The organism is Phytobacter sp. V69, assembly GCF_965644215.1.
Taxonomy (GTDB): Bacteria; Pseudomonadota; Gammaproteobacteria; order Enterobacterales; family Enterobacteriaceae; genus Phytobacter.
Genome location: NZ_CBFFRL010000015.1, coordinates 1 through 21,173, shown reverse-complemented (window position 1 = coordinate 21,173; position 21,173 = coordinate 1). Strand labels below are relative to the sequence as shown.

The 21,173-nt window shown below is 55.1% G+C and carries 17 protein-coding genes, 2 pseudogenes and 1 riboswitch; of the genes and pseudogenes, 6 read left to right on the top strand and 13 right to left on the bottom strand.

Features of this window, described 5'->3' with window-relative positions; genetic code table 11:
• Positions 1-82: 82 nt before the first annotated feature.
• From ubiA to malK, 5 genes are all read right to left on the bottom strand, one after another.
• Positions 83-952, bottom strand: a complete 870-nt coding sequence (gene ubiA / locus ACSZPU_RS03715) for a 4-hydroxybenzoate octaprenyltransferase (RefSeq protein ID WP_498995596.1) — start codon at positions 950-952, stop codon at positions 83-85.
• 12 nt (positions 953-964) lie between these two features.
• Complete coding sequence (gene ubiC, locus ACSZPU_RS03710; RefSeq protein ID WP_498995594.1) at positions 965-1,462, bottom strand: chorismate lyase; 498 nt, start codon at positions 1,460-1,462, stop codon at positions 965-967.
• Positions 1,463-1,642: 180 nt separating this feature from the next.
• Positions 1,643-2,617, bottom strand: coding sequence for a maltose operon protein MalM (malM, locus tag ACSZPU_RS03705; RefSeq protein ID WP_498995593.1), 975 nt, complete (start codon positions 2,615-2,617; stop codon positions 1,643-1,645).
• A gap of 107 nt (positions 2,618-2,724) precedes the next feature.
• Positions 2,725-4,035: a maltoporin gene (locus ACSZPU_RS03700; protein ID WP_498995591.1), complete on the bottom strand. Its 1,311-nt coding sequence runs from the start codon at positions 4,033-4,035 to the stop codon at positions 2,725-2,727.
• 108 nt (positions 4,036-4,143) lie between these two features.
• Positions 4,144-5,253, bottom strand: a complete 1,110-nt coding sequence (gene malK / locus ACSZPU_RS03695) for a maltose/maltodextrin ABC transporter ATP-binding protein MalK (RefSeq protein WP_498995589.1) — start codon at positions 5,251-5,253, stop codon at positions 4,144-4,146.
• Between the two features lie 369 nt (positions 5,254-5,622).
• Between malK and malE the strand changes: the two genes are divergently transcribed.
• The 3 genes from malE (at position 5,623) to malG (ending at position 9,470) form a co-directional block, all read left to right on the top strand.
• Positions 5,623-6,813, top strand: a complete 1,191-nt coding sequence (gene malE, locus ACSZPU_RS03690) for a maltose/maltodextrin ABC transporter substrate-binding protein MalE (protein WP_498995588.1) — start codon at positions 5,623-5,625, stop codon at positions 6,811-6,813.
• A gap of 207 nt (positions 6,814-7,020) precedes the next feature.
• Positions 7,021-8,565, top strand: a complete 1,545-nt coding sequence (gene malF, locus ACSZPU_RS03685) for a maltose ABC transporter permease MalF (protein WP_498995586.1) — start codon at positions 7,021-7,023, stop codon at positions 8,563-8,565.
• A gap of 14 nt (positions 8,566-8,579) precedes the next feature.
• Positions 8,580-9,470: a maltose ABC transporter permease MalG gene (malG, locus tag ACSZPU_RS03680; RefSeq protein WP_498995584.1), complete on the top strand. Its 891-nt coding sequence runs from the start codon at positions 8,580-8,582 to the stop codon at positions 9,468-9,470.
• Between the two features lie 338 nt (positions 9,471-9,808).
• Here the strand turns inward: malG and psiE are convergent, their stop codons facing one another.
• Positions 9,809-10,222 carry a phosphate-starvation-inducible protein PsiE gene (gene psiE, locus ACSZPU_RS03675; protein WP_498995629.1) on the bottom strand — a complete coding sequence of 138 codons (414 nt, stop codon included), beginning with the start codon at positions 10,220-10,222 and terminating at the stop codon, positions 9,809-9,811.
• Between the two features lie 145 nt (positions 10,223-10,367).
• On the opposite strand from psiE, the pseudogene ACSZPU_RS03670 reads away from it, so the two are divergent.
• Positions 10,368-10,880 (top strand): annotated as a pseudogene (locus tag ACSZPU_RS03670) (GNAT family N-acetyltransferase).
• Positions 10,881-10,889: 9 nt separating this feature from the next.
• A complete protein-coding gene (locus tag ACSZPU_RS03665; protein WP_498995582.1) occupies positions 10,890-11,348 on the top strand; it encodes an acyltransferase in 459 nt (152 codons plus the stop codon).
• A 319-nt stretch (positions 11,349-11,667) separates the two neighbouring features.
• Here the strand turns inward: ACSZPU_RS03665 and ACSZPU_RS03660 are convergent, their stop codons facing one another.
• The 5 genes from ACSZPU_RS03660 to pgi form a co-directional block, all read right to left on the bottom strand.
• Entirely contained in the window at positions 11,668-13,764 is a 2,097-nt protein-coding gene (locus tag ACSZPU_RS03660) for a YjbH domain-containing protein (protein ID WP_498995580.1), read from the bottom strand.
• Positions 13,765-13,766: 2 nt separating this feature from the next.
• Positions 13,767-14,504, bottom strand: coding sequence for a capsule biosynthesis GfcC D2 domain-containing protein (locus ACSZPU_RS03655; RefSeq protein WP_498995578.1), 738 nt, complete (start codon positions 14,502-14,504; stop codon positions 13,767-13,769).
• On the bottom strand, positions 14,501-15,139 hold the full coding sequence (locus ACSZPU_RS03650) for a YjbF family lipoprotein (protein WP_498995576.1): 639 nt from the start codon (positions 15,137-15,139) through the stop codon (positions 14,501-14,503). The genes ACSZPU_RS03655 and ACSZPU_RS03650 overlap by 4 nt, the downstream gene beginning before the upstream one ends.
• Before the next feature lie 65 nt (positions 15,140-15,204).
• Positions 15,205-15,447: an exopolysaccharide production protein YjbE gene (yjbE, locus tag ACSZPU_RS03645; protein ID WP_498995574.1), complete on the bottom strand. Its 243-nt coding sequence runs from the start codon at positions 15,445-15,447 to the stop codon at positions 15,205-15,207.
• Between the two features lie 480 nt (positions 15,448-15,927).
• Complete coding sequence (pgi, locus tag ACSZPU_RS03640) at positions 15,928-17,574, bottom strand: glucose-6-phosphate isomerase (protein ID WP_498995571.1); 1,647 nt, start codon at positions 17,572-17,574, stop codon at positions 15,928-15,930.
• 242 nt (positions 17,575-17,816) lie between these two features.
• A riboswitch (Lysine riboswitch) is annotated at positions 17,817-18,012 on the top strand.
• Positions 18,013-18,124: 112 nt separating this feature from the next.
• Between pgi and lysC the strand changes: the two genes are divergently transcribed.
• Positions 18,125-19,486 (top strand): lysine-sensitive aspartokinase 3, encoded by a 1,362-nt coding sequence (gene lysC / locus ACSZPU_RS03635; protein ID WP_498995569.1) that lies wholly within the window; start codon positions 18,125-18,127, stop codon positions 19,484-19,486.
• Between the two features lie 96 nt (positions 19,487-19,582).
• On the opposite strand, the gene ACSZPU_RS03630 is transcribed toward lysC, so the two are convergent.
• Together ACSZPU_RS03630 and ACSZPU_RS03625 are read right to left on the bottom strand one after the other, a co-directional pair.
• Positions 19,583-20,368 carry a nucleotidyltransferase domain-containing protein gene (locus tag ACSZPU_RS03630; RefSeq protein ID WP_498995567.1) on the bottom strand — a complete coding sequence of 262 codons (786 nt, stop codon included), beginning with the start codon at positions 20,366-20,368 and terminating at the stop codon, positions 19,583-19,585.
• Positions 20,369-20,372: 4 nt separating this feature from the next.
• Positions 20,373-21,101: pseudogene (locus ACSZPU_RS03625) on the bottom strand (RtcB family protein); the annotation flags it as partial.
• Between the last annotated feature and the right edge of the window lie 72 nt (positions 21,102-21,173).

Here is a 21,173-nt window from a genome sequence, read left to right as displayed (position 1 = left end):
AAAAAAGGCAACTGACGTTGCCTTTTTGCTTTTATATCCAGAACCTGTAAACCCGGAAAGCGCTAGCGCACCGGGCTTTTTTTTACGCCAGATAACTCGCCGCAAAGCCCAAAAACAGCACCATCCCGACATAGTTATTGTTCAAAAATGCCTTAAAGCAGGCGTCACGATCGCGCCCGGCAATCAGCTTTTGCTGATACACAAAGAGCGCGCCCGCGACAATGAGCGACCAGTAAAATTGCCAGCCTAAGCCGTTGAGCTCGCCAATCGCCACCATCAGCGCCAGCACGGCGACCTGCAAAATGCCGATAATCAATTTGTCCTGACGACCAAACAGAATCGCCGTCGACTTGATGCCGATTTTCAGGTCATCGTCGCGGTCAACCATGGCGTACTGCGTATCGTAGGCCACTGCCCACAGGATATTGGCGAGGAACATAATCCAGCAGCTCAGCGGCACCGATTCACTCACGGCGGCAAATGCCATCGGGATTGACCAGCCAAATGCCGCCCCCAGTACAACCTGCGGCAGATGGGTGTAGCGTTTCATAAACGGATACACCCAGGCCAGCGCCAGGGCAGCAACAGAGAGCAAAATGGTCATGGTGTTGAGCGTCAGCACCAGCGCAAACGCCAGTAGTACCAGTACAACAAACAGCACCCGCGCTTCGTTTTCCGTTACCGAGCCACTCGGCATCGGACGGTGTGCAGTGCGTTTTACATGACCATCAAATTTACGGTCCGCATAATCATTCACCACGCAGCCCGCGGCACGCATCAGCCAGACTCCGGCAACAAACACCAGCAGGATCCACAGCGGAGGGACGCCCAGCGTCGCCACCCACAGCGCCCATAAGGTTGGCCAGAGCAGCAGGAATGAACCAATGGGTTTATCCGTGCGCATGAGTCGGTGAAAGGCCAGCAGCTTATTCTGCGAGAGACTCCACTCCATTCTTTTTTCCTCTTAGTACAGCGGTGACGCAGGTAAAAACAGTTCGGTCAGCAGGAGAGGTTTTCCCCCCAGGCGCAGGCGGGAGCGTCGTCCCCACAGCGCGTCATAGCGACCCACTTCAATAAAATCGCGTGTCAGTATCGATGATGTAAAGAGATAACGTCCCAGCGGCGTGGTGCCAAGCTTCTGCAGAGCCAGCTCGGGGCCACTCAGGGTCGCTTCCGGCACCACCGTGCGCCCCGCAAGCCAGGGTTCGCCATCGGCACACAGCAGAATTTCCCGCAGCCAGTAGCGCGAATCATCAGGCAGCAGATGGCGCTCGCCATCAAGCATATCGGACGTCACGAATCCTTCCTGGATTAACGTCACGGTCACCTGTTTACCCTGTTGCTCAAAACGTTTCGTCATGGAATCTTCCAGCAACAGCCAGTCCAGTTGCTGTGGGTCAAGCGCGGGAAGTGCGTCAAAATAGCGCAGCGCACGCAATTGCGTAAGCGCGGGGTGTGACATGCCTTACTCTCCAATACATAACGTCACATTATTGTATCGCAGAACAGGCCGTCTCGTGCGGGGAAAGTTCATTCAGTTTTCATAAGCGCAACAGATATGCAACAGCGTCGTTGCGCCAGAAAAAAGGGTGCGTCAGGCGACGCACCAGTTGTTGCAAACATCAGCATTGCGGGGAGACGATCACCCCTTGCCTTTTACACTGCTGATAAAGGTTTTTCGGGCGGATGTGGACCCGAGACGCTCAGCTTCGTTCAGTAATTTCAGAGCCTTATCGATATCGCCTTTTGCAGCGGCCTGCTTAATGGCCTGATTGAAATAGCTTTCAGTGTCATTCAGCATCGGTTCGCTTTTCGCCGCCGGGGCGGCTGGCGTAGCGGCAGGTGCAGGTGCTGCGGCCACAACGGCAGGAGCGGCGGCCGGTGCGCTGTAGGCGGTGGCAGGTGCCGCGGTGTTACCCACCGTTACCGGCCCCGGACCGGATGAACCAAACAGCGGGCCAACCAGCACGCTGGAGCCGCTGCTGGTTTTCACTTTCAGTTTCACAACGCCGTCAGTGGCGTGGCGGGCAATCGGATCGGGGATATCCGGCACCGCGTTACCCGTTCCTTTGGCGTAGGATTTGGCCGGGTCCATCAGTTTTGTGGTCTGGCGAAGATCGTTGTCGGTTGTGAAGACCAGCAGATAAATCTTTTGCTGGCCCAGCGCAGGCGTCAGACGCATCACCCCTTCCAGACGGTCGGCACTCATCACCCCTGGTTCCTGGTAGGTAAAGAAGCTGCTCGGGAAGTACGCGGCAGGCGACATGTTCTGGTCGAGGACCAGCACGTTGGGGGCAAAGACACTGGTCTGTTTATTCACTTCACTGCTGAGGGTAAGCGTCAGTTCACCGATGTTTGCAGGGACGCTCCAGGCGGCCACCGGGCCGCTAATACCCGCCACATTCAGGCGCTGGCCCGCGGTGGCAAGTTCGGTTGTTTGGGTTTTGCTTTGATCGACGGGTGTCCAGCTCAGTTGCTGGAGCACAGACGCCGGAATGGCCGGTGCAGCCGTGGTATTTTGCGGGACGATGTTAACATCTGCGAAGCTAACCCCAGGTGCTGCGGCGAGTAATCCCGCGGTCAGGCACAGGGCGACGAGACTTTTTTTCATTTTCATTGTTATCACCTTCTTTACGAGAGACAGCTAACGCCAGGCAATAGCGCGCCGTCTCGAAGAATTGAGGGGCTTGCGCCCCTCTTGTTCGGTACGTCAGGTTGTGAGGATTACCACCAGATTTCCATCTGGGCGCCGAAGCTCCACTCGTCGTTATCACCACGACTGAAGGTCTTAGCGCTGGTGTCAGCGTAGGCAGTACCTGAGGTGTAAGCTGCGCCAGAATCGCTATTGGCATAACCCCATTTCTCATCCCACTTGGCGTAGGTTGCGAAGACGCGGATAGCCGGGCGGGACCAGATGCTGTCGCCAGCCTGCCATTGTTGGGCGAGGGTGATTTTGTACTGGTTGTTAGTGTCGTTGGTGCGCTGGGATTTGACGTTGTCATAGCCCACTTCCAACAGGGTGCTCATGATCGGCGTCCATTTGTACATAGGACGTACGCCCACGGTCCACCACTTGGTGCCGTTGTTGTCGTCACGGTTGATGTCCTGGTACATGCCGACATACATCAGGTCCCAGTTATCAGCCAGGGTGATTGCCCCGTGATCCAACACGCGCCACAGTGAGCCGTTGTTGTTGATGCTGCCGCCCTGCGGAATACCTTTGCCGTTAGAGGTCATGGAGTCTGTTGCGTACTGCAGAACAAACTTGTTGTAGCCCTTCATCATGCTCTGGGTGTGTTCAGCGGTGAACATCCAGCCATCTTTCGAAGCACCCGGTGCCAGATCATATTTGTCCGGCAGGTTGGTATGACCGTAGTCAACACCGAACTCCAGCGTACCACCAGGGTTAATGGCCATCTGGCCTAAACGTACGTCGAAGACGTCGTTTGGTACGATGTTGTCATAAATACGGCTGCCATCAGCGTTACGGTCAGCAAAGGTACCGGAACCGCCCGCTTCGGAGGAACGGGTCGCGGCTAAAGAGAGTTTACCGAAGCCCAGGTCGACGTTTTCAAGACCCGCACCAGGACCAGAGATATCCCAGTAGTAGAAGTCGATCATGTGAACGTCATGACGTTGATAGAAGCGTTTACCTGCCCAGATGGTGGCACCCGGCAACGCATCGATCAGGTTTTTACCCTGCACGTTGGCTTCACGGAACGCCGGGCTGGTGGCTTCCCAGTCATTCTGCTGAGAAACGGAGTAGGCTACGTTGGTATCGAAATAGAAGCTCTTGTCGCCTTCTTTCCATACTTCCTGACCCAGTTTCAGTTCGGCGTAGGTTTCGCATTCGTTACCAAGACGATACTTACTTTGAGCACCGGTGGCCTGGAAGCATTGTTGCTCACCGCCGCTGCCGGTCCAGCCAATACCCGAACGGGCATAGCCTTTAAAATCAACGGCGCCCGCCTGTGCAGACAAAATGCCCGCAGCGATGGCGATTGCCAGTGGAACTTTGCGCAGAGTAGTCATCATTCTATCTCCTGAGATCATTGCTTTTCTTTGAACGCTTCACCCCTCGGGCTGCCTCTTCGTTGGCTGCAACCGCGAAGGCGTTTGGCGTTTTCTTTTTAATGGGAAGCCTTAAACGCCCGGCTCTTTATGTAACCGACGACAGGCCGTACCATCCTCGCGGAACAGATGGCAGCGCTCTGGCGGCAAGCCGATAGCGAATGTGGCCCCCTCTTCTACCAACACCACGTCATTCTGGCGGTAGACCAGGTTTTGACGGATGGCGGGGATCTGGATGTGAATTTGCGTTTCGTGGCCTAGCTGTTCGACGACCTGAACCTCACCTTCCAGGGTGACATCGGCGATGTCGCTGGGCAGCAGGTGTTCAGGGCGAATACCGAGTGACATATTGCTGCCGACCTGCACGTTGGCGCTGTCGACAGGCAGCCAGACCCGTTGGCGGTTAGGCAGCTCGACCTGGACTTGTTCAATGGCGGTGGCGGTTACCTTCACCGGCAGAAAATTCATTTTTGGTGAGCCGATAAACCCGGCGACAAAGCGGTCTGATGGGTAGTGGTAAAGCTCAAGCGGTTTACCCACCTGCGCCACACGTCCGGCGTCCAGCACCACGATTTTGTCGGCCAGCGTCATCGCTTCCACCTGGTCATGGGTGACGTAAATCATCGTGCGACCCAAGCGCTTATGCAGGCGCGAAATCTCAATGCGCATCTGCACACGCAGTGCGGCGTCCAGGTTGGACAGCGGTTCATCCAACAGGAAGACGCGCGGTTCCGCCACCAGCGTACGGCCAATCGCCACACGCTGACGCTGCCCACCGGACAACGCTTTCGGCTTACGGTCCAGCAAATGTGCCAGTTGCAGGACTTCAGAAACCTGCGTCACCTTCTGCTGAATCACCTCTTTTTTGGCACCGGCCAGCTTGAAGCCAAACGACATGTTTTCCGACACGGAAAGGTGTGGATAGAGCGCGTAGGACTGAAAGACCATTCCCACACCGCGTTCGGCAGGAGGCACGTCATTCATCCGTACGTCACCAATAAAGAGATCGCCGCTGGTGATGGTTTCCAGACCCGCGATCATGCGCAGCAGCGTTGACTTACCGCAGCCAGAAGGACCGACAAACACCACAAACTCGCCTTCGTGGATATCGAGATTGATGTCTTTTGATACGACAACGTCGCCCCAGGCTTTCGTTACATTACGCAGCTGTACGTTCGCCATGCCCTCTCCCTTCGTTACAACTTGTCACTTACGGATACATTCAAGATTGGGCTGACTATGGGCCATTGAAAACGCTGGCGAATCCTCCACCCCCCTTGTTTTTTATGGGGGAGGAGACGGGAGGATGAGAGGGACGAGTCTGACCACGCCCACCGGGGGCTGGGGCGATTTTCGTGACACAGGTTGCAAAAAACGGTCGGTTTTTATGTGCGCTGACACACATAAAGAAACTTTATGTAACAGAGATCACACAAATCCCCCCTGGGGCGTAGGTTTAAGGAGGATGAGAAGCGCTTGCCAACAAAGGAGACTACACCCCGTTAGACCACCCAAAATATCCACGAGCACATCACCTAAAGGACGGGATATATGAAATTCAAAACAGGCGCACGCATCCTCGCATTGTCCGCACTGACGACGATGATGTTCTCCGCTTCTGCCCTCGCAAAGATTGAAGAAGGTAAGCTGGTTATCTGGATCAACGGCGACAAAGGCTATAACGGCCTGGCCGAAGTGGGTAAAAAATTCGAGAAAGATACCGGTATTAAGGTCACCGTTGAGCACCCGGACAAGCTGGAAGAGAAATACCCACAGGTCGCGGCGACTGGCGATGGCCCGGACATTATTTTCTGGGCACATGACCGTTTCGGCGGCTATGCACAGTCTGGCCTGCTGGCGGAAGTGACCACGGATAAAACCTTCCAGGACAAGTTGTTCCCGTTCACCTGGGATGCAGTGCGTTATAACGGCAAGCTGATCGCCTACCCGATCGCCGTGGAATCCCTGTCGCTGATTTACAACAAAGACCTCGTACCGAACCCGCCAAAAACCTGGGAAGAGATCCCGGCTCTGGATAAAGAGCTGAAAGCGAAAGGTAAGAGCGCGCTGATGTTCAACCTGCAAGAACCGTACTTCACCTGGCCGCTGATTGCCGCTGACGGTGGTTACGCGTTCAAATACGCCGACGGCAAGTACGACGTGAAAGATGTGGGCGTGGACTGCGCGGGCGCAAAAGCAGGCCTGGGCTTCCTGGTTAAGCTTATCAAAGACAAACACATGAATGCGGACACGGATTACTCCATCGCCGAAGCCGCGTTTAACAAAGGTGAAACCGCGCTGACCATCAACGGTCCGTGGGCGTGGGCCAACATTGATAAGAGCAAAATCAACTACGGCGTCACCTCTTTGCCCACCTTTAAAGGCAAGGCGTCCAAACCGTTCGTGGGTGTGCTGAGTGCCGGTATTAACGCCGCCAGCCCGAACAAAGAACTGGCGAAAGAGTTCCTCGAAAACTACCTGCTGACCGATCAGGGTCTGGATGAAGTGAATAAAGACAAACCGCTGGGCGCAGTGGCACTGAAATCCTTCCAGGAGACGTTAGCGAAAGACCCACGTATTGCGGCCACCATGGCGAACGCCCAGACAGGCGAAATCATGCCGAACATCCCGCAGATGTCCGCGTTCTGGTATGCCGTACGTACTGCGGTAATCAACGCAGCGAGCGGTCGTCAGACTGTGGATGCCGCACTGAAAGATGCACAAGGTCGTATCACCAAGTAAGGCTGTAGCACATGTGCCGGATGGCAGCATAAATGCCTTATCCGGCCTACAAAATATTGAATACGTTGTTACACGAAATCATTCGCGCTACATCGAGGCGGCAAGGAGGCAAATCCCCAGGAGCTTACATAAGTAAGTGACTGGGGTGCGCTTCCGCAGCCAACAAAGAGGTAGCGCGAAGGATAAAGTGTAAAGAGGAAATTTCCCATGGATGTCATTAAAAAGAAGCACTGGTGGCAAAGCGACGCGCTGAAATGGTCAGTGACAGGTCTGCTGGGCTTACTGGTGGGATACCTTGTTGTTTTAATGTATGCACAAGGGGAATACCTTTTCGCCACCACGACACTGATTTTAAGCTCCGCTGGCCTGTACATTTTCGCCAACCGTAAAGCCTACGCCTGGCGCTATGTTTATCCTGGCCTTGCCGGGATGGGATTGTTCGTTCTGTTCCCGCTGATTTGTACTATCGCCATCGCCTTCACCAACTACAGCAGCGTCCACCAGCTCACGCAAGAACGCGCGCAGCAGGTGCTGATGGACCGTTCCTATCAGGCAGGTAAAGTCTATAACTTCTCGTTATTCCCGGCAGGTGAGGAATGGCGTCTGGCGCTGACCGATGGTGAAAGCGGCAAAAACTACCTCTCGAACGCCTTCAAACTGGGCGGCGAGCAAAAGATTCCGGTAAAAGACGCCGCTGCGTTGCCTGAGGGCGAACGCGGCAACCTGCGCGTCATCACGCAAAATCGCACAGCGCTCAACCAGCTTACCGCCGTGTTGCCAGACGGCAGCAACGTCGTGATGAGCTCGCTGCGTCAGTTCTCCGGCACCACGCCGCTGTATGCACTGGTGGAGGACGGCACGCTCACCAACAAGCAGAGCGGCGTGAAATATCGTCCCAATAACACCGCCGGTTTCTACCAGCAGATCAATGCGGATGGCAGTTGGGGCGATGACAAACTCAGCCCGGGTTACACCGTGACCATCGGCTGGGATAACTTCATGCGCGTCTTTACCGATGAAGGTATCCAGAAGCCGTTTATCGAGATTTTCGTCTGGACCGTGGTCTTCTCACTGCTGACCGTGGTGTTGACCGTCGCCGTCGGCATGGTGCTGGCCTGCGTGGTGCAGTGGGAGTCGCTGAAAGGCAAAGCTATCTACCGCGTGCTGCTGATTCTGCCGTACGCCGTGCCGTCGTTTATCTCGATTCTGATCTTCAAAGGGCTGTTTAACCAGAGCTTCGGTGAGATCAACATGATGCTGAGCGCGTTGTTTGGCATCAAACCGGCCTGGTTTAGCGACCCGACCACCGCCCGTTCGATGATCATTATCGTCAACACCTGGCTCGGTTATCCGTACATGATGATTTTGTGCATGGGGCTGCTGAAAGCCATTCCGGACGATTTGTATGAAGCCTCGGCAATGGATGGCGCCGGGCCGTTCCAGAACTTTTTCCGTATCACCTTCCCGCTGCTGATCAAGCCGCTTACGCCGCTGATGATCGCCAGTTTCGCCTTTAACTTTAATAACTTCGTGTTGATTCAGCTGTTGACCAACGGTGGCCCGGACCGTATCGGCACCACCACGCCTGCCGGCTACACTGACCTGCTGGTCAGCTACACCTACCGCATCGCCTTTGAAGGCGGCGGTGGACAAGATTTTGGCCTCGCCGCCGCTATCGCCACGCTGATTTTCCTGCTGGTGGGCGTACTTGCCATCATCAACCTGAAAGCTACACGCATGAAATTTGACTAAGGAGGGCGATGATTATGGCTATGGTCCAGGCAAAATCGCAAAAGCTCAGATTATTCGTTACCCACTTGTTATTGCTGGTGTTTATCGCCGCAATTATGTTCCCACTGCTGATGGTAATAACCATCTCCCTGCGTGAAGGTAACTTCGCCACCGGGAGCCTGATCCCGGAAAGCATTTCATGGGAGCACTGGAAACTGGCGCTCGGCTTTAGCGTCGAGCACGCCGATGGCCGCGTGACGCCGCCGCCCTTCCCGGTGCTGCTGTGGCTGTGGAACTCCATTAAGATCGCGGCGGTCACTGCCATTGGCGTGGTGGCGCTCTCAACCACCTGCGCATATGCCTTTGCCCGTATGCGTTTTCCCGGCAAGGCCACGCTGCTGAAAGGGATGCTGATTTTCCAGATGTTCCCGGCGGTGCTGTCGCTGGTTGCGCTGTACGCCCTGTTTGACCGACTGGGCCAGTACATTCCGTTTATCGGCCTGAATACCCATGGCGGGGTGATCTTCGCCTACATGGGCGGCATTGCGCTGCATGTCTGGACGATTAAAGGCTATTTCGAAACGATCGATAACTCGCTGGAAGAAGCGGCGGCGCTGGATGGCGCAACGCCATGGCAGGCATTCCGTCTGGTGCTCTTGCCGCTATCAGTACCGATTCTGGCAGTGGTGTTTATTCTGTCGTTTATCGCCGCCATCACCGAAGTGCCAGTGGCCTCGTTGCTGCTGCGCGATGTGAATAGCTACACCCTGGCCGTAGGTATGCAGCAATACCTCAACCCACAAAATTACCTGTGGGGCGATTTTGCCGCGGCGGCGGTTCTGTCAGCGATTCCAATTACGGTTGTCTTCCTGCTTGCGCAGCGTTGGCTGGTTAACGGCCTTACCGCAGGCGGTGTAAAAGGTTAATTTTCATCGTTATACCCTAAATAATTCTCGTTGCAGGCAGGCGGCAAATGAGAGAGTCCCCGGGAGCTTACTGGAGTAAGTGACTGGGGTGAACGAGTGCAGCCAACGCATCTGCAACGTGAAGTATGACGAGTATATATGCCACTGTAGTCCTCATTGGAACATTGACCCGAAACTCTAAATAATTCGGGTTGCAGGAAGGCGGTAAGAGAGAGCATCCCCGGGAGCTTACTGGAGTAAGTGACTGGGGTAAACGAGCGCCGCCAACGCACCTGCAACACGAAGTATGACGAGTTAACTTGTGACTGTTATTAGGCGGCCTTCGGGCCGCCATTTTTTTACTCACGTTTCAGACGATTAGAGTTACACAGCCACAGGGTGATCACTAAAAGCAGGATCGCGCCGGAATAGATCAGCACGTCCATAGGTGCTTTATGATCCACGATGATCAGCCGCACAATCGCGGTGATCCCAATGTAGATAAAGTAGCGTAGCGGGAAGTGAAAACCTGACTGAAAGTACTTCACAATCAGCGCGATAAACTCAAAGTAGAGAAAATAGACCACCAGTCCTTCCACCAGCGCATATTTGCTGGTTTGTTCAGGCGCGAAAAGAACATCCGCCAGATGCAGCGTCTCCTTGCCCAGAAAGACAACCAGAATCAGGCCAAGACTCAGCAAACCCAAATTCAACACGGTCTGGAGAACGGTGGAGATAAACTCAACGCGTGGACGAACAGTTAGCGATGGCATGGTCATACCGGCACCTCATTCTCAGTGGCGAGCTTTCTGTATAGCGCAAAAGTGTGATCCAGATCTAGATTCTTTGCTTATATTTTGTGCCATCTCGTGATGACATATCTCCCTGCAAGCACAGTAACAGGGAGTGAAAAACGTAATGCTTACAATCTATAAGGCGCAGGTCAGTGATGCCGCGCTGCTCCACGATATGGCGAATGCCAGCTACACCCATCATTTCGCCCATTTGTGGCAGGAAAAAGAAGAGCTGGCGAATTTTCTCGCACAGGAATATTCCCTGCCCGTTTTGCATAAGAGTTTGCAGGACGAGACTTGCTGCTGGCTGATTGCCGCCACCGATAATACCCCCGTCGGCTTTGCTAAATTCAGCTGGCACGTCGCTTCCTCCCTACAAGGGCCGGCAGGCACGCTACTGCATAAACTCTATTTTCTGCCGCAGGCGACCGGCAAAGGTTATGGGGAAACGGTGATTCAGGACGTCATCCGCCGCGCGCGGGAGCACGGTGAACGTTTTCTCTGGCTGGAGGTGCTGGAGGCCAACGTGCAGGCCCGGCGTTTCTAAGAACGCCAGGGGCTTACACACTTGCACGACACCGTATTCAGTACCGCTTCGCAGCAAAGCACGTTGCATATTCTGGGCAAAGCCATTTAAGGAGCGACAATGGGCGCAAACATTCGACAGGCGGCAATCCGCAATGTCACCTGCGGTGAAAACGTGGTGATCGTTGATCCGGTGAATCTGTATGACTGCGAACTGGCGGAGGGCCTTTTCATCGGGCCTTTTGTGGAAATTCAGGGGAATACGCACATCGGTAAAGGCAGCAAAATTCAATCGCACACTTTTATTTGTGAGTACGTGACCATTGGCGAGCGCTGTTTTATCGGCCACGGGGTGATGTTCGCCAACGACATGTTCCGCGAAGGCAAACCCAACCCGGATCGGGAAAGCTGGGGGCGAATTATTGTGGGTAACGATGTGTCGATTGGCAGCGGTGCCACCATCCTGGCGGTGACGATTGCCGATGGCGTGGTGATTGGTGCGGGCAGCGTGGTCACCAAATCGATTACCGAGAAAGGGGTATATGCGGGAAATCCGGCGAAGCTGTTGCGGCGGTTGTAGACCCCCGGTGGCGCTGCGCTTACCAGGGCTACACGCCCAGTCGTAGCCCGGATAAAGCGTTTACGCCGCCATCCGGGAACATCCCCAATGGCGCTGCGCTTACCAGGGCTACACACCCAGTCGTAGCCCGGATAAGGCGTTTACGCCGTCATCCGGGAACATCCCCGATGGCGCTGCGCTTACCAGGGCTACACTCCCAGTCGTAGCCCGGATAAGGCGTTTACGCCGCCATCCGGGAACATCCCCGATGGCGCTGCGCTTACCAGGGCTACACACCCAGTCGTAGCCCGGATAAGGCGTTTACGCCGTCATCCGGGAATTAACGGAAATTCACACTCTTATCGCTGGTCATACTGTAGAGATCAAACTTACGGCCTAGCATCTGGCCACCGTCACGCGTCAGCGGCGTCCAGCCGATGGCCGCACGGCTGCGGGTTGGGCCGGAGGTGAAGAGATCCAACGGAATCGACACATAGACCCCTTTGGTGAAGTCCCCTTCCCCGTACTCCTGCGGCGACACGTTGGTGATGGTGGCGTACGCCCCGACAACCACCCCGCTGTCGAAATGCTTCGCCACTTCCAGCGTACCGCCTTTATCGCCCGCCAGATATTGCCCGACGCTCGCTTTAATCAGCACATCCTGCGCGAACGGCGGTGTCCAGTAGGCCGATAAGTGCCCGGTTTTCACGCTGTAATCGGTAAACTTCATCAGGTCCTGCGCGCTGCGCCAGTCACGCTGTTTCACGTAGTTGGCATCAACGCCAAATGCCCAGTTGCTGTCGACAGGACGCCAGAGCACTTCCGCCCCCGCGCCGCCGTACATGGTTTCCAGATAACCGGCATACACCTGCCCATAGAAATTATTGCCAAGGTACTGGAAGTAGTTGGCCTGCAGGTTGTTCACATAGACGTCATTTTGCACATACTCACGCACACGGGTACGCACGCGTGGCAGTTGCGAATCGTTCGGTGGGTTGGTGTAGTTGAATTTACCGTAGTTGTTCGAAATGTTGGCGAACAGGCTGCCGGTGGTCAGCAGGTGATCGGTCAACCACCAGTCGGCGGTCGCCATCACCCCAAGCTGGTACATGTAGAAACTTTCCGGGCCGCCGACGGACTGGTTTAGCACCGGGTCGAGATGGAAATCAAAGCTCGATTTCTCGATATACCAGCCCTGTTCCGGCGCATCCGGAACAATCGGCTCAACGCGTTGCTGTACCAGCTCCGTTTCCTGTCCCAGTGGTTCGCCTTCGAGATGGCGCTGCAGGCTGGCGACATCGGTTTCCGTGGTTACCTGCGGCATATTCAGGCGGTTTTCCGTCACGCGGATCGTGCGGATGCCTTCCGGCAAATCATTCATGATGATGCGGTTTGCGCGGATGACGCCTTCGCGGGAGTCACGGTATTTCACCTGCTCCCCGGTCACATACAGCGTGTCACCTTTCACCTGAATTTGCGGATCGGCCAGCCCCGCGTTGTATTTCAACAAGGTCAGCTGATTCGCCACCACGGAGTGCTGAATAATCGCATCCTGCGGCTGCGGCTGATACTTCGGACGCGGGTTATCGTTGTAGTGCGGACGCAGATCATTGAAGTTGTTGCGCAGGGTAAAGCCGAACATCCAGGTATTCCCACGCTCATAGCTCAGGTTAACGTCTGCCCAGTCTGCCACCCGGTAAATCGCGCCGACGTTAAACTTGCTCCTTTGCGGCAGCTTGCCGGCAAAGTCTTGCTGATAGTTATTGCCTTCATATTCCAGTTTCAGACGCAGCGGCTGCCACGGCGTCTGGTATTCCACCCCGCCAAAGAGCGCCGTCGGGCCACGGAACATCTGCCCGGCATCCACCGAGCCCGCCTGGTTATAGCTGTTATCGCGATAGCAGAATTTTTGATCGTAGGTACACAGCGGGTTTTTGATATTGCCGGAAGTCCCCAGATATCCCCAGCCAAGGCCGAGGGAGAAATCAAACGGTCCCCAGGCTTTGTTCGCCACAATGTACTCGCCGTCAAACAGGCCGGTACCGCCGATATCGCGCGCGCCCACCGCTACCTTCGGCAGCCAGTACCCCTCTTCCCATAAACGCACTTTCAGGTCGAAGGCTTTATCTTTGTACGACTGATCGCCGGAGAAAGCTTCCACGCTGCTGTACTTACGCGTTCGCACATCGGTGTAACGCAGCGTGGTTTCCAGCCACGGGAAAAGCTGTATGGAGCCTGAATAGTAGCGGTACTGGTCGTTATCGCGATAGTTGAGGCTGATTTCCCCTTCCGGGGCCATACGAGCCGTGGGGGTTTGCAGCAAACCAACGCCACCGAAATCGGACTGCGAAGGCCCAATAGGTGCCGGATACGTTTCGGCCTGGCAGGCGGCACTCACACCCAGCGTCAGGACACTGATGACAAACGATTTTTTCATTATTATTCCGGTATCCGATGCGTCAGTGAGTGAAGAATGTCAGCGTTCAGCACTTCGTAGCGATCGCCCCATAACCCTGGCGCAAAGCCGACAAAAATCACGCTGCCCGGCATAGGTTCAACATGGCGTCGGTTCCAGTACGCCACCGGCACTTTCTCGGTACGCCCGTTGGGATAAATTAACCAGGCGTCGCTTTTTTCCGCCCCGCTTAGCAGGCCCATCTCATCGAGATAACTCACCACGTCGCGCCCAGGGGTAAAGGGTTTTTTCCCCGGCTGGCTGACCAGGCCCACCACGGTGACGGATGTGGGTGGCGGCCCGACCCACAGAGTGTATTCCCCCTGCAACGGCGGGTTGGCGCGCGTTTTAATGCGCACATAATCCGGGTCGAGATTCACCAGCTGTCGGCCCGTCACGCGCAGTGCCTGGAGCTGGCGGCGCACGCTGTTTATCGCCGCCGCATCATCGCCATCTTCTTCCGCCGCCAGTGCGCTCAGGCGGCCCAGCAACGCCTGCTGGCGCTGCTCTTCGACGGCCGTGGACTGTCGCTCGCTGATGACGGCACCCGGCCACCAGCTTTGCGCCAGACGAGGCTGCCCAACGACGTCAATCAAATGCGCCGCGTTGGTGAGTGTTTTAGGCTTGCTGTCGCCAGCGATGTAGACATTGACGTTGCCAGCGGCCTGCGCCAGCGAAGAGGCAATGCAGAGTAAAAGCGCGGTAGCGGATAAGATCCTCATGATTTTGCCGCCTTAACCAGCGTGGTTTTAACCGGGAACCAGTTCGCCCCCAGATACTGTTCCGACTGACGAATCAATCCGTCTTCATCCACCCAGTAACGGTTACGCCAGCTGGTCTGATCCGTCGTTATCTCTTCATCCAGGATCCGGACGTGTGTGGATTCACTGCCCAGCGTGACCGAGTCAGAACCATTCCAGTGGAAGACCGAGCGTGCCGTCGCGTAACGTACCTGTTTGTGTTCCGTCCAGCCCATCGTGCGGGTCCAGCTCGCGCCATCGATAATTTGATTCGGGTTGGCCAGCGGGTCCGCCGCCAGGTTATTCACCTCCAGCAGGTTGTCGCCGTTGGTCAGAGTTTTCACGATGCGATAGTGCTGTGTGACGAAGATGGCCTGATCCTGCGTCGCCCATTTCTGCTGCCCGTCCTCGGAGAAGGCGAGCACGACGAAGAGCTGCGGTCCGCCATTGAGCTGCACATACTGGCTGGCATAGGGCATGTCCTGGATCTCATCATCCGTTAACTGGACGCCCGGTGTGCCGAACACGCTGTTCCAGAGCGAATGGCCCAGCCCTTTGGTGGTGGATGAACAGGCCTGAATCAGCAGGCAAATCAGGATGATTGCGGGTCGCTTCACGACTCTTCTCCAGAGGGGGACGAAATAACCACACCGAAGTGTGGTTATGATTAAAGTACTCGCGGTTATCGAGTACTGGTGGTCGTGGTGGTCGTGGTTCCGGTATTGGAGCCATCACCGCCACCGGTTGCCGCAAGGGCAACACCCACCGCGGAACTCACGGTGCTAACGCTTGTTGCTGAGGAGCTACCCGCAGAAACAGTCGTCGCTGCCGACCCTGCCGCTTCACCCACTTCAATGGGTGCCGCAAAAGCAGAAGTCGCCGCAAGCGCGGTAATGGCAAAAATGCCATACAGTGCTTTTTTCATATCAATTTCCCTTCATTGAATGAATGGAGATCTGCCTGAAATAAACAGGCGAGAACGAGTATACACAACTAAAGCAGGCTATTTACGGAATGGGAAACGCGGCGGGAAGTTTTAAGAAAATTGGATAAAGACGCTAATTCGCTAATATTTATTTAATTTAAAATTATTATATTTCATTAAGTTACAATTAAATCAATAACCGAGAAGTATACGTAACATCTGAAAATAACACTGCGGAATTAGCCGGGTATTCGGCTTTTTCAGATTAACCTCATAATGAAGAATTATGGCTAGACGGGGACAATAAGAATTATCCGATAAAAAGCCGATAATAATATCGGCTTAATAAACCTGTAATCTGCAAATGCATTCAAATTGCAGCAAGGCGGCAAGATTGTTAATCCCCGAGAGCATAGAAAACTATGTGACCGGGGTTAACAAACGCAGCCTACGCAGCTGCGGTTTGAAGGAAGACGCAGATTAACGCCATTTTTTATAGCGGTTAATCAAACCATTCGTCGAACTGTCATGAGATGCAATATCTTTGTCATCTTTCAGCTCTGGCAGAATACGGTTAGCCAGCTGTTTGCCGAGCTCAACGCCCCACTGGTCGAAGGTGAAGATGTTAAGGATCGCGCCCTGAGTAAAGATTTTGTGCTCATACAGCGCAATCAACGCACCGAGGCTGTACGGGGTAATTTCACGCAACAGGATAGAGTTGGTCGGACGGTTGCCTTCAAACACTTTGAACGGCACCACGTGTTCCAGCGTCTTCGGATCTTTACCCTGGTCAGCATATTCCTGCTCAACCACGTCGCGGGATTTACCGAACGCCAGGGCTTCGGTCTGCGCGAAGAAGTTAGACAGCAGCTTCGGATGGTGGTCGGACAGCGGGTTGTGAGTGATCGCTGGGGCGATGAAATCACACGGTACGATTTTGGTGCCCTGGTGAATCAGCTGGTAGAACGCGTGCTGGCCGTTAGTACCCGACTCGCCCCAGATGATTGGGCCAGTCTGGTGGTCAACTTTGTTGCCGTTACGGTCAACGTACTTACCGTTGGATTCCATGTTGCCCTGCTGGAAGTACGCAGCAAAGCGGTGCATGTACTGGTCGTACGGCAGAATCGCTTCTGTTTCAGTGCCGTAGAAGTTGTTGTACCAGATACCGATCAGCGCCAGCAGCACCGGCAGGTTTTTCTCCGGCGTGGTGCTGGAGAAGTGTTTGTCCATCGCATGCGCACCGGACAGCAGCTCAACAAAGTTGTCGAAACCAACGGACAGGATGATGGACAGACCGATAGCGGACCACAGAGAGTAACGGCCACCAACCCAGTCCCAGAACTCAAACATGTTCGCCGTATCGATACCAAACTCACCCACCGCTTTGCCGTTGGTGGAAAGCGCCGCGAAGTGTTTCGCCACGTGTTTGTTATCGCCAGCGGTCGCCAGGAACCAGTCGCGCGCGCTGTGGGCGTTGGTCATGGTTTCCTGAGTGGTGAAGGTTTTGGACGCGACCAGGAACAGCGTGGTTTCCGGGTTCACATTTTTCAGCACTTCGGCGATGTGGGTACCATCGACGTTAGAGACAAAATGCATATTCAGATGGTTTTTGTACGGACGCAGCGCTTCGGTCACCATGAACGGGCCGAGGTCGGAGCCGCCGATACCGATGTTAACGACATCGGTAATCGCTTTGCCGGTGTAGCCTTTCCAGCTACCTGAAATGATGGCTTCGGAGAATGCCTTCATTTTTTCCAGTACGGCATTTACTTCCGGCATCACATCTTTGCCGTCAACGATAATCGGGGTATTGCTACGGTTACGCAGCGCCACATGCAGCACGGCGCGGTCTTCGGTGCGGTTGATTTTCTCACCGGAGAACATGGACTTGATGGCATCAGCCAGCGCGGTCTCTTTGGCCAGATCCTGCAGTTTGCTCAGGGTCTCTTCGGTGATGCGGTTTTTGGAAAAATCCACCAGCATTAAATCATCGAACGTCGCGGAAAACTTGGCAAAACGGTCGCTATCTTTCGCGAAAAGCTCAGCGATAGTGACGTCTTTCATGTCTGCGTAATGTTTCTGTAATGCCTGCCAGGCAGCGGTCTGCGTTGGGTTGATATTTTTCATAGCAATACTCTTCTGATTTGAGAATTGTGACTGCGGTCGATTGTAGCGCCTGCGAATGAAAATTGTGATGGTTTTTGTGTCACTGTCCAGAAGCGCCTTTGAAACAGCCGTTTTCACGCGATAAATACGTCCAACATAAGTCGTTTTTCTAATTGATTCGTCTGCATGAAAAATCCGCATAATCGTAACATTGACAGCAATGCCGCTAGCCTTTATTTATTAATGCGCTACCTGCGTGCGCGCAGGCCAGAAGAGGCGCGTTGTCCAGGTAAGGTATCCGAGAAGCCGGTTCGATAACGGTACCTGAGGGGGAACAACGCCGAGAAGGTGAAATGCACGGCAGCATTCATCTTCGGCTACAGGGGCTGAATCCCCTGGGTTGTCACCAGAAACGTTCGCAGTCGGGCGTTTCACAAGTGGTGGAGCACTTCTGGGTGTAATCGTAGTTGTCTATTGCTCTGCGCCTACCCCTTTCGCTCTTCCCTTGTGCCATGGCTGAATAATTTTGTCTGACGTGATACGCCAGACTCCCTGACACGAGGTTATAACAATGAGTCACTCCGTTTCCCCGCTCGTGGTCGCCAAATTCGGCGGAACCAGCGTGGCAAATTTTGATGCAATGAACCACAGTGCGGACGTGGTGCTTTCCGATGCGAGCGTACGTCTGGTCGTGCTTTCCGCCTCTGCGGGCGTCACCAACCTGCTGGTTGCTCTTGCCGAAGGGCTTGAGGCCAGCGAGCGTTTCGTTAAGCTCGATGCCATTCGCAAAATTCAGTTCGATATTCTGGAACGCCTGGCGAATCCAAACGTCATTCGCGAAGAGATCGAACGGCTGCTGGAAAATATCACCACCCTGGCAGAGGCGGCCTCACTGGCGACCTCCAATGCGTTGACCGACGAACTGGTCAGCCACGGCGAATTGATGTCCACCCTGCTGTTTGTTGAAATCCTGCGTGAACGTAATGTGTCAGCGCAGTGGTTTGACGTGCGTAAAGTAATGCGTACCAGCGATCGCTTTGGCCGTGCCGAACCTGACGTGGCCGCGCTCGCAGAACTGGCGACTCAGCAGCTTGCCCCGCGCCTGGCCGACAGCATGGTCATCACCCAGGGCTTTATCGGTAGCGAAGCGAAAGGTCGCACCACCACGCTGGGCCGTGGCGGCAGCGACTACACCGCCGCCCTGCTCGGCGAAGCGCTGCACGCGACCCGCGTCGATATCTGGACCGACGTGCCCGGCATCTACACCACCGACCCACGCGTGGTGCCTGCCGCGAAACGCATTGACGAGATTGCCTTTGAAGAAGCCGCCGAAATGGCGACGTTCGGTGCGAAAGTGCTACACCCGGCAACCCTGCTGCCTGCGGTACGTAGTGACATTCCGGTGTTTGTTGGTTCCAGTAAAGATCCGAAAGCCGGCGGTACGCTGGTGTGCAACAAAACCAGCAATCCGCCGCTGTTCCGCGCGCTGGCATTACGTCGCAAGCAAACGCTGCTGACGCTGCACAGCCTGAACATGCTGCACTCCCGTGGCTTCCTGGCCGAAGTGTTTGGCATTCTGGCGCGCCACAGTATTTCCGTAGACCTGATCACCACCTCTGAGGTGAGCGTGGCGCTGACGCTGGATACCACCGGTTCCACGTCGACGGGCGATACGCTGCTGACGCAGGGTCTGCTGACCGAGCTCTCTTCACTTTGCCGTGTAGAAGTGGAAGAGAACCTCGCACTGGTCGCGATTATTGGTAACGACCTGTCGAAAGCCTGCGGCGTGGGCAAAGAGGTGTTTGGCGTGCTGGACCCGTTCAACATCCGCATGATTTGCTACGGCGCGTCCAGCCACAACCTGTGCTTCCTGGTGCCTGGCAGCGAAGCCGAGCAGGTTGTACAGAAGCTGCATCATAATTTGTTTGAGTGATCGCAGACGTTGTTTCCCCGGTGGCGCGTCTGCTTACCGGGGAAACAGCGAGTGCACTTGTAGCCCGGATAAGGCGCTTGCGCCGCCATCCGGGGCCTACCCGATAACCGTCCGGTACAACAACGCATCCAGCGCTCTGACATCACCTTCGCGGCTATCCGGCAGCACGGGCGGGATACTTCCCCTTTCGATTTCGGCACGAATAAAGGCATGCAGTTGAGGAAGACGCGGACCGTATTCCGCTTCTCCCGCCCTCTGCTTACGTGCCAGCAATTCATCGATTTCCAGGCGCAGTTCCGCATCCAGCTCGCTTCCCGCCAGCAGTTCAGCAAAACGCATGGGCGGCACGCCTTTCCCTGCCTCCACCCAACGCACGGCCAGCAACGGGCGCAGCACGTAGAAATACTTCTTTAACCGCACCTCATCGCCCTGCAAATAGCTGCGAAAGTTTCTGCGTGCCATAGAGTAGTAATGCCAGCGCGCCCGTACGGCGGAAAACCATTTCGATACTTCCGCCTTAAGTACGCAGACGGTGGCCTCGTCCTGTTGATACACCACCGGGGAATCCAGCCACTCAATCAGCGTTGGGTTGGCTCCTTTCAACAGGCCTAGTGCCTTTCGCCACTCCCAACCGCACACGTCCAGCTCATCATCGATAGTCAGTTCGATAACATCACGCGGCGCCTCTACCCGCAAATACCACTCCGGCGGATGTACATACAAAAATCGCACATCGTAGTCGCTATCCGGTGAGGCAAAGCCCCAGCCACGACTGCCGGACTCACAGGCATAGAGCACCCGAACGTCATAGTCCTGCTCAACCTTTTTTAAATGCTGCCGCACACGCTCACACATCGCGGCATCCACGCCGTTCTCCGTCATTTTTTTATCCTTTTACACAGACCACCTGACGTAAGGTGTGAACAATTTCAACCAGCGACGCCTGCGCCGCCATCACCGCGTCGATGTCTTTATAGGCCATCGGGATTTCATCGATAACCTCGCTGTCTTTACGGCACTCGACATGGGCGGTCGCACGAATCTGGTCATCAACGGTGAAGCGCTTTTTCGCCGCAGTACGGCTCATTGCACGCCCGGCGCCGTGGCTACAGGAGCAAAAACTCTCTTCGTTCCCCAGACCGCGCACAATAACGCTTTTCGCCCCCATCGAACCGGGAATAATCCCCATCTGACCTTTTTGTGCGGACACCGCGCCTTTACGCGTCACTAACACCTCTTCGCCAAAATGGGTCTCTTTCTGCACGTAGTTATGGTGGCAATTCACCGCTTCCTGCTGCGTGATAAACGGCTTCGTCACGATACGTGACAGCGCGGCCAGTACGCGCGACATCATCACTTCCCGGTTATGACGGGCAAAGTCCTGCGCCCACGACACGGCTTTCATGTAGTCGTCATAGTGCTGGCTCCCCTCTTTGAAATAGGCCAGGTTTTTGTCCGGCAGGTTCGCGATGTGCTGCTGCATATCCCGTTGCGCCAGCGAGATAAACAGCGTCCCGATGGCGTTACCCACGCCGCGTGATCCGCTATGCAACATCACCCACACGCGCTGCTGCTCATCCAGGCAAACTTCAATAAAGTGGTTACCCGTCCCTAGATAGTGTCGTCACAAGATTTTAGCCCAGAGAGCGATGCATCTGATCTGGACGGCAGCGAGAAATGAGGCCGT

Excerpts from the sequence above, each read along its gene's own strand:
- malE (WP_498995588.1), top strand. The coding sequence starts at position 5,623 with ATGAAATTCAAAACAGGCGCACGCATCCTCGCATTGTCCGCACTGACG.
- ACSZPU_RS03660 (WP_498995580.1), bottom strand. The coding sequence starts at position 13,764 with ATGAAAAAATCGTTTGTCATCAGTGTCCTGACGCTGGGTGTGAGTGCC.
- yjbE (WP_498995574.1), bottom strand. The coding sequence starts at position 15,447 with ATGAAAAAAGCACTGTATGGCATTTTTGCCATTACCGCGCTTGCGGCG.
- ACSZPU_RS03700 (WP_498995591.1), bottom strand. The coding sequence starts at position 4,035 with ATGATGACTACTCTGCGCAAAGTTCCACTGGCAATCGCCATCGCTGCG.
- ACSZPU_RS03665 (WP_498995582.1), top strand. The coding sequence starts at position 10,890 with ATGGGCGCAAACATTCGACAGGCGGCAATCCGCAATGTCACCTGCGGT.
- psiE (WP_498995629.1), bottom strand. The coding sequence starts at position 10,222 with ATGCCATCGCTAACTGTTCGTCCACGCGTTGAGTTTATCTCCACCGTT.
- malM (WP_498995593.1), bottom strand. The coding sequence starts at position 2,617 with ATGAAAATGAAAAAAAGTCTCGTCGCCCTGTGCCTGACCGCGGGATTA.
- malK (WP_498995589.1), bottom strand. The coding sequence starts at position 5,253 with ATGGCGAACGTACAGCTGCGTAATGTAACGAAAGCCTGGGGCGACGTT.
- ubiA (WP_498995596.1), bottom strand. The coding sequence starts at position 952 with ATGGAGTGGAGTCTCTCGCAGAATAAGCTGCTGGCCTTTCACCGACTC.
- malG (WP_498995584.1), top strand. The coding sequence starts at position 8,580 with ATGGCTATGGTCCAGGCAAAATCGCAAAAGCTCAGATTATTCGTTACC.
- ACSZPU_RS03655 (WP_498995578.1), bottom strand. The coding sequence starts at position 14,504 with ATGAGGATCTTATCCGCTACCGCGCTTTTACTCTGCATTGCCTCTTCG.
- ubiC (WP_498995594.1), bottom strand. The coding sequence starts at position 1,462 with ATGTCACACCCCGCGCTTACGCAATTGCGTGCGCTGCGCTATTTTGAC.
- ACSZPU_RS03630 (WP_498995567.1), bottom strand. The coding sequence starts at position 20,368 with ATGACGGAGAACGGCGTGGATGCCGCGATGTGTGAGCGTGTGCGGCAG.
- lysC (WP_498995569.1), top strand. The coding sequence starts at position 18,125 with ATGAGTCACTCCGTTTCCCCGCTCGTGGTCGCCAAATTCGGCGGAACC.
- pgi (WP_498995571.1), bottom strand. The coding sequence starts at position 17,574 with ATGAAAAATATCAACCCAACGCAGACCGCTGCCTGGCAGGCATTACAG.
- malF (WP_498995586.1), top strand. The coding sequence starts at position 7,021 with ATGGATGTCATTAAAAAGAAGCACTGGTGGCAAAGCGACGCGCTGAAA.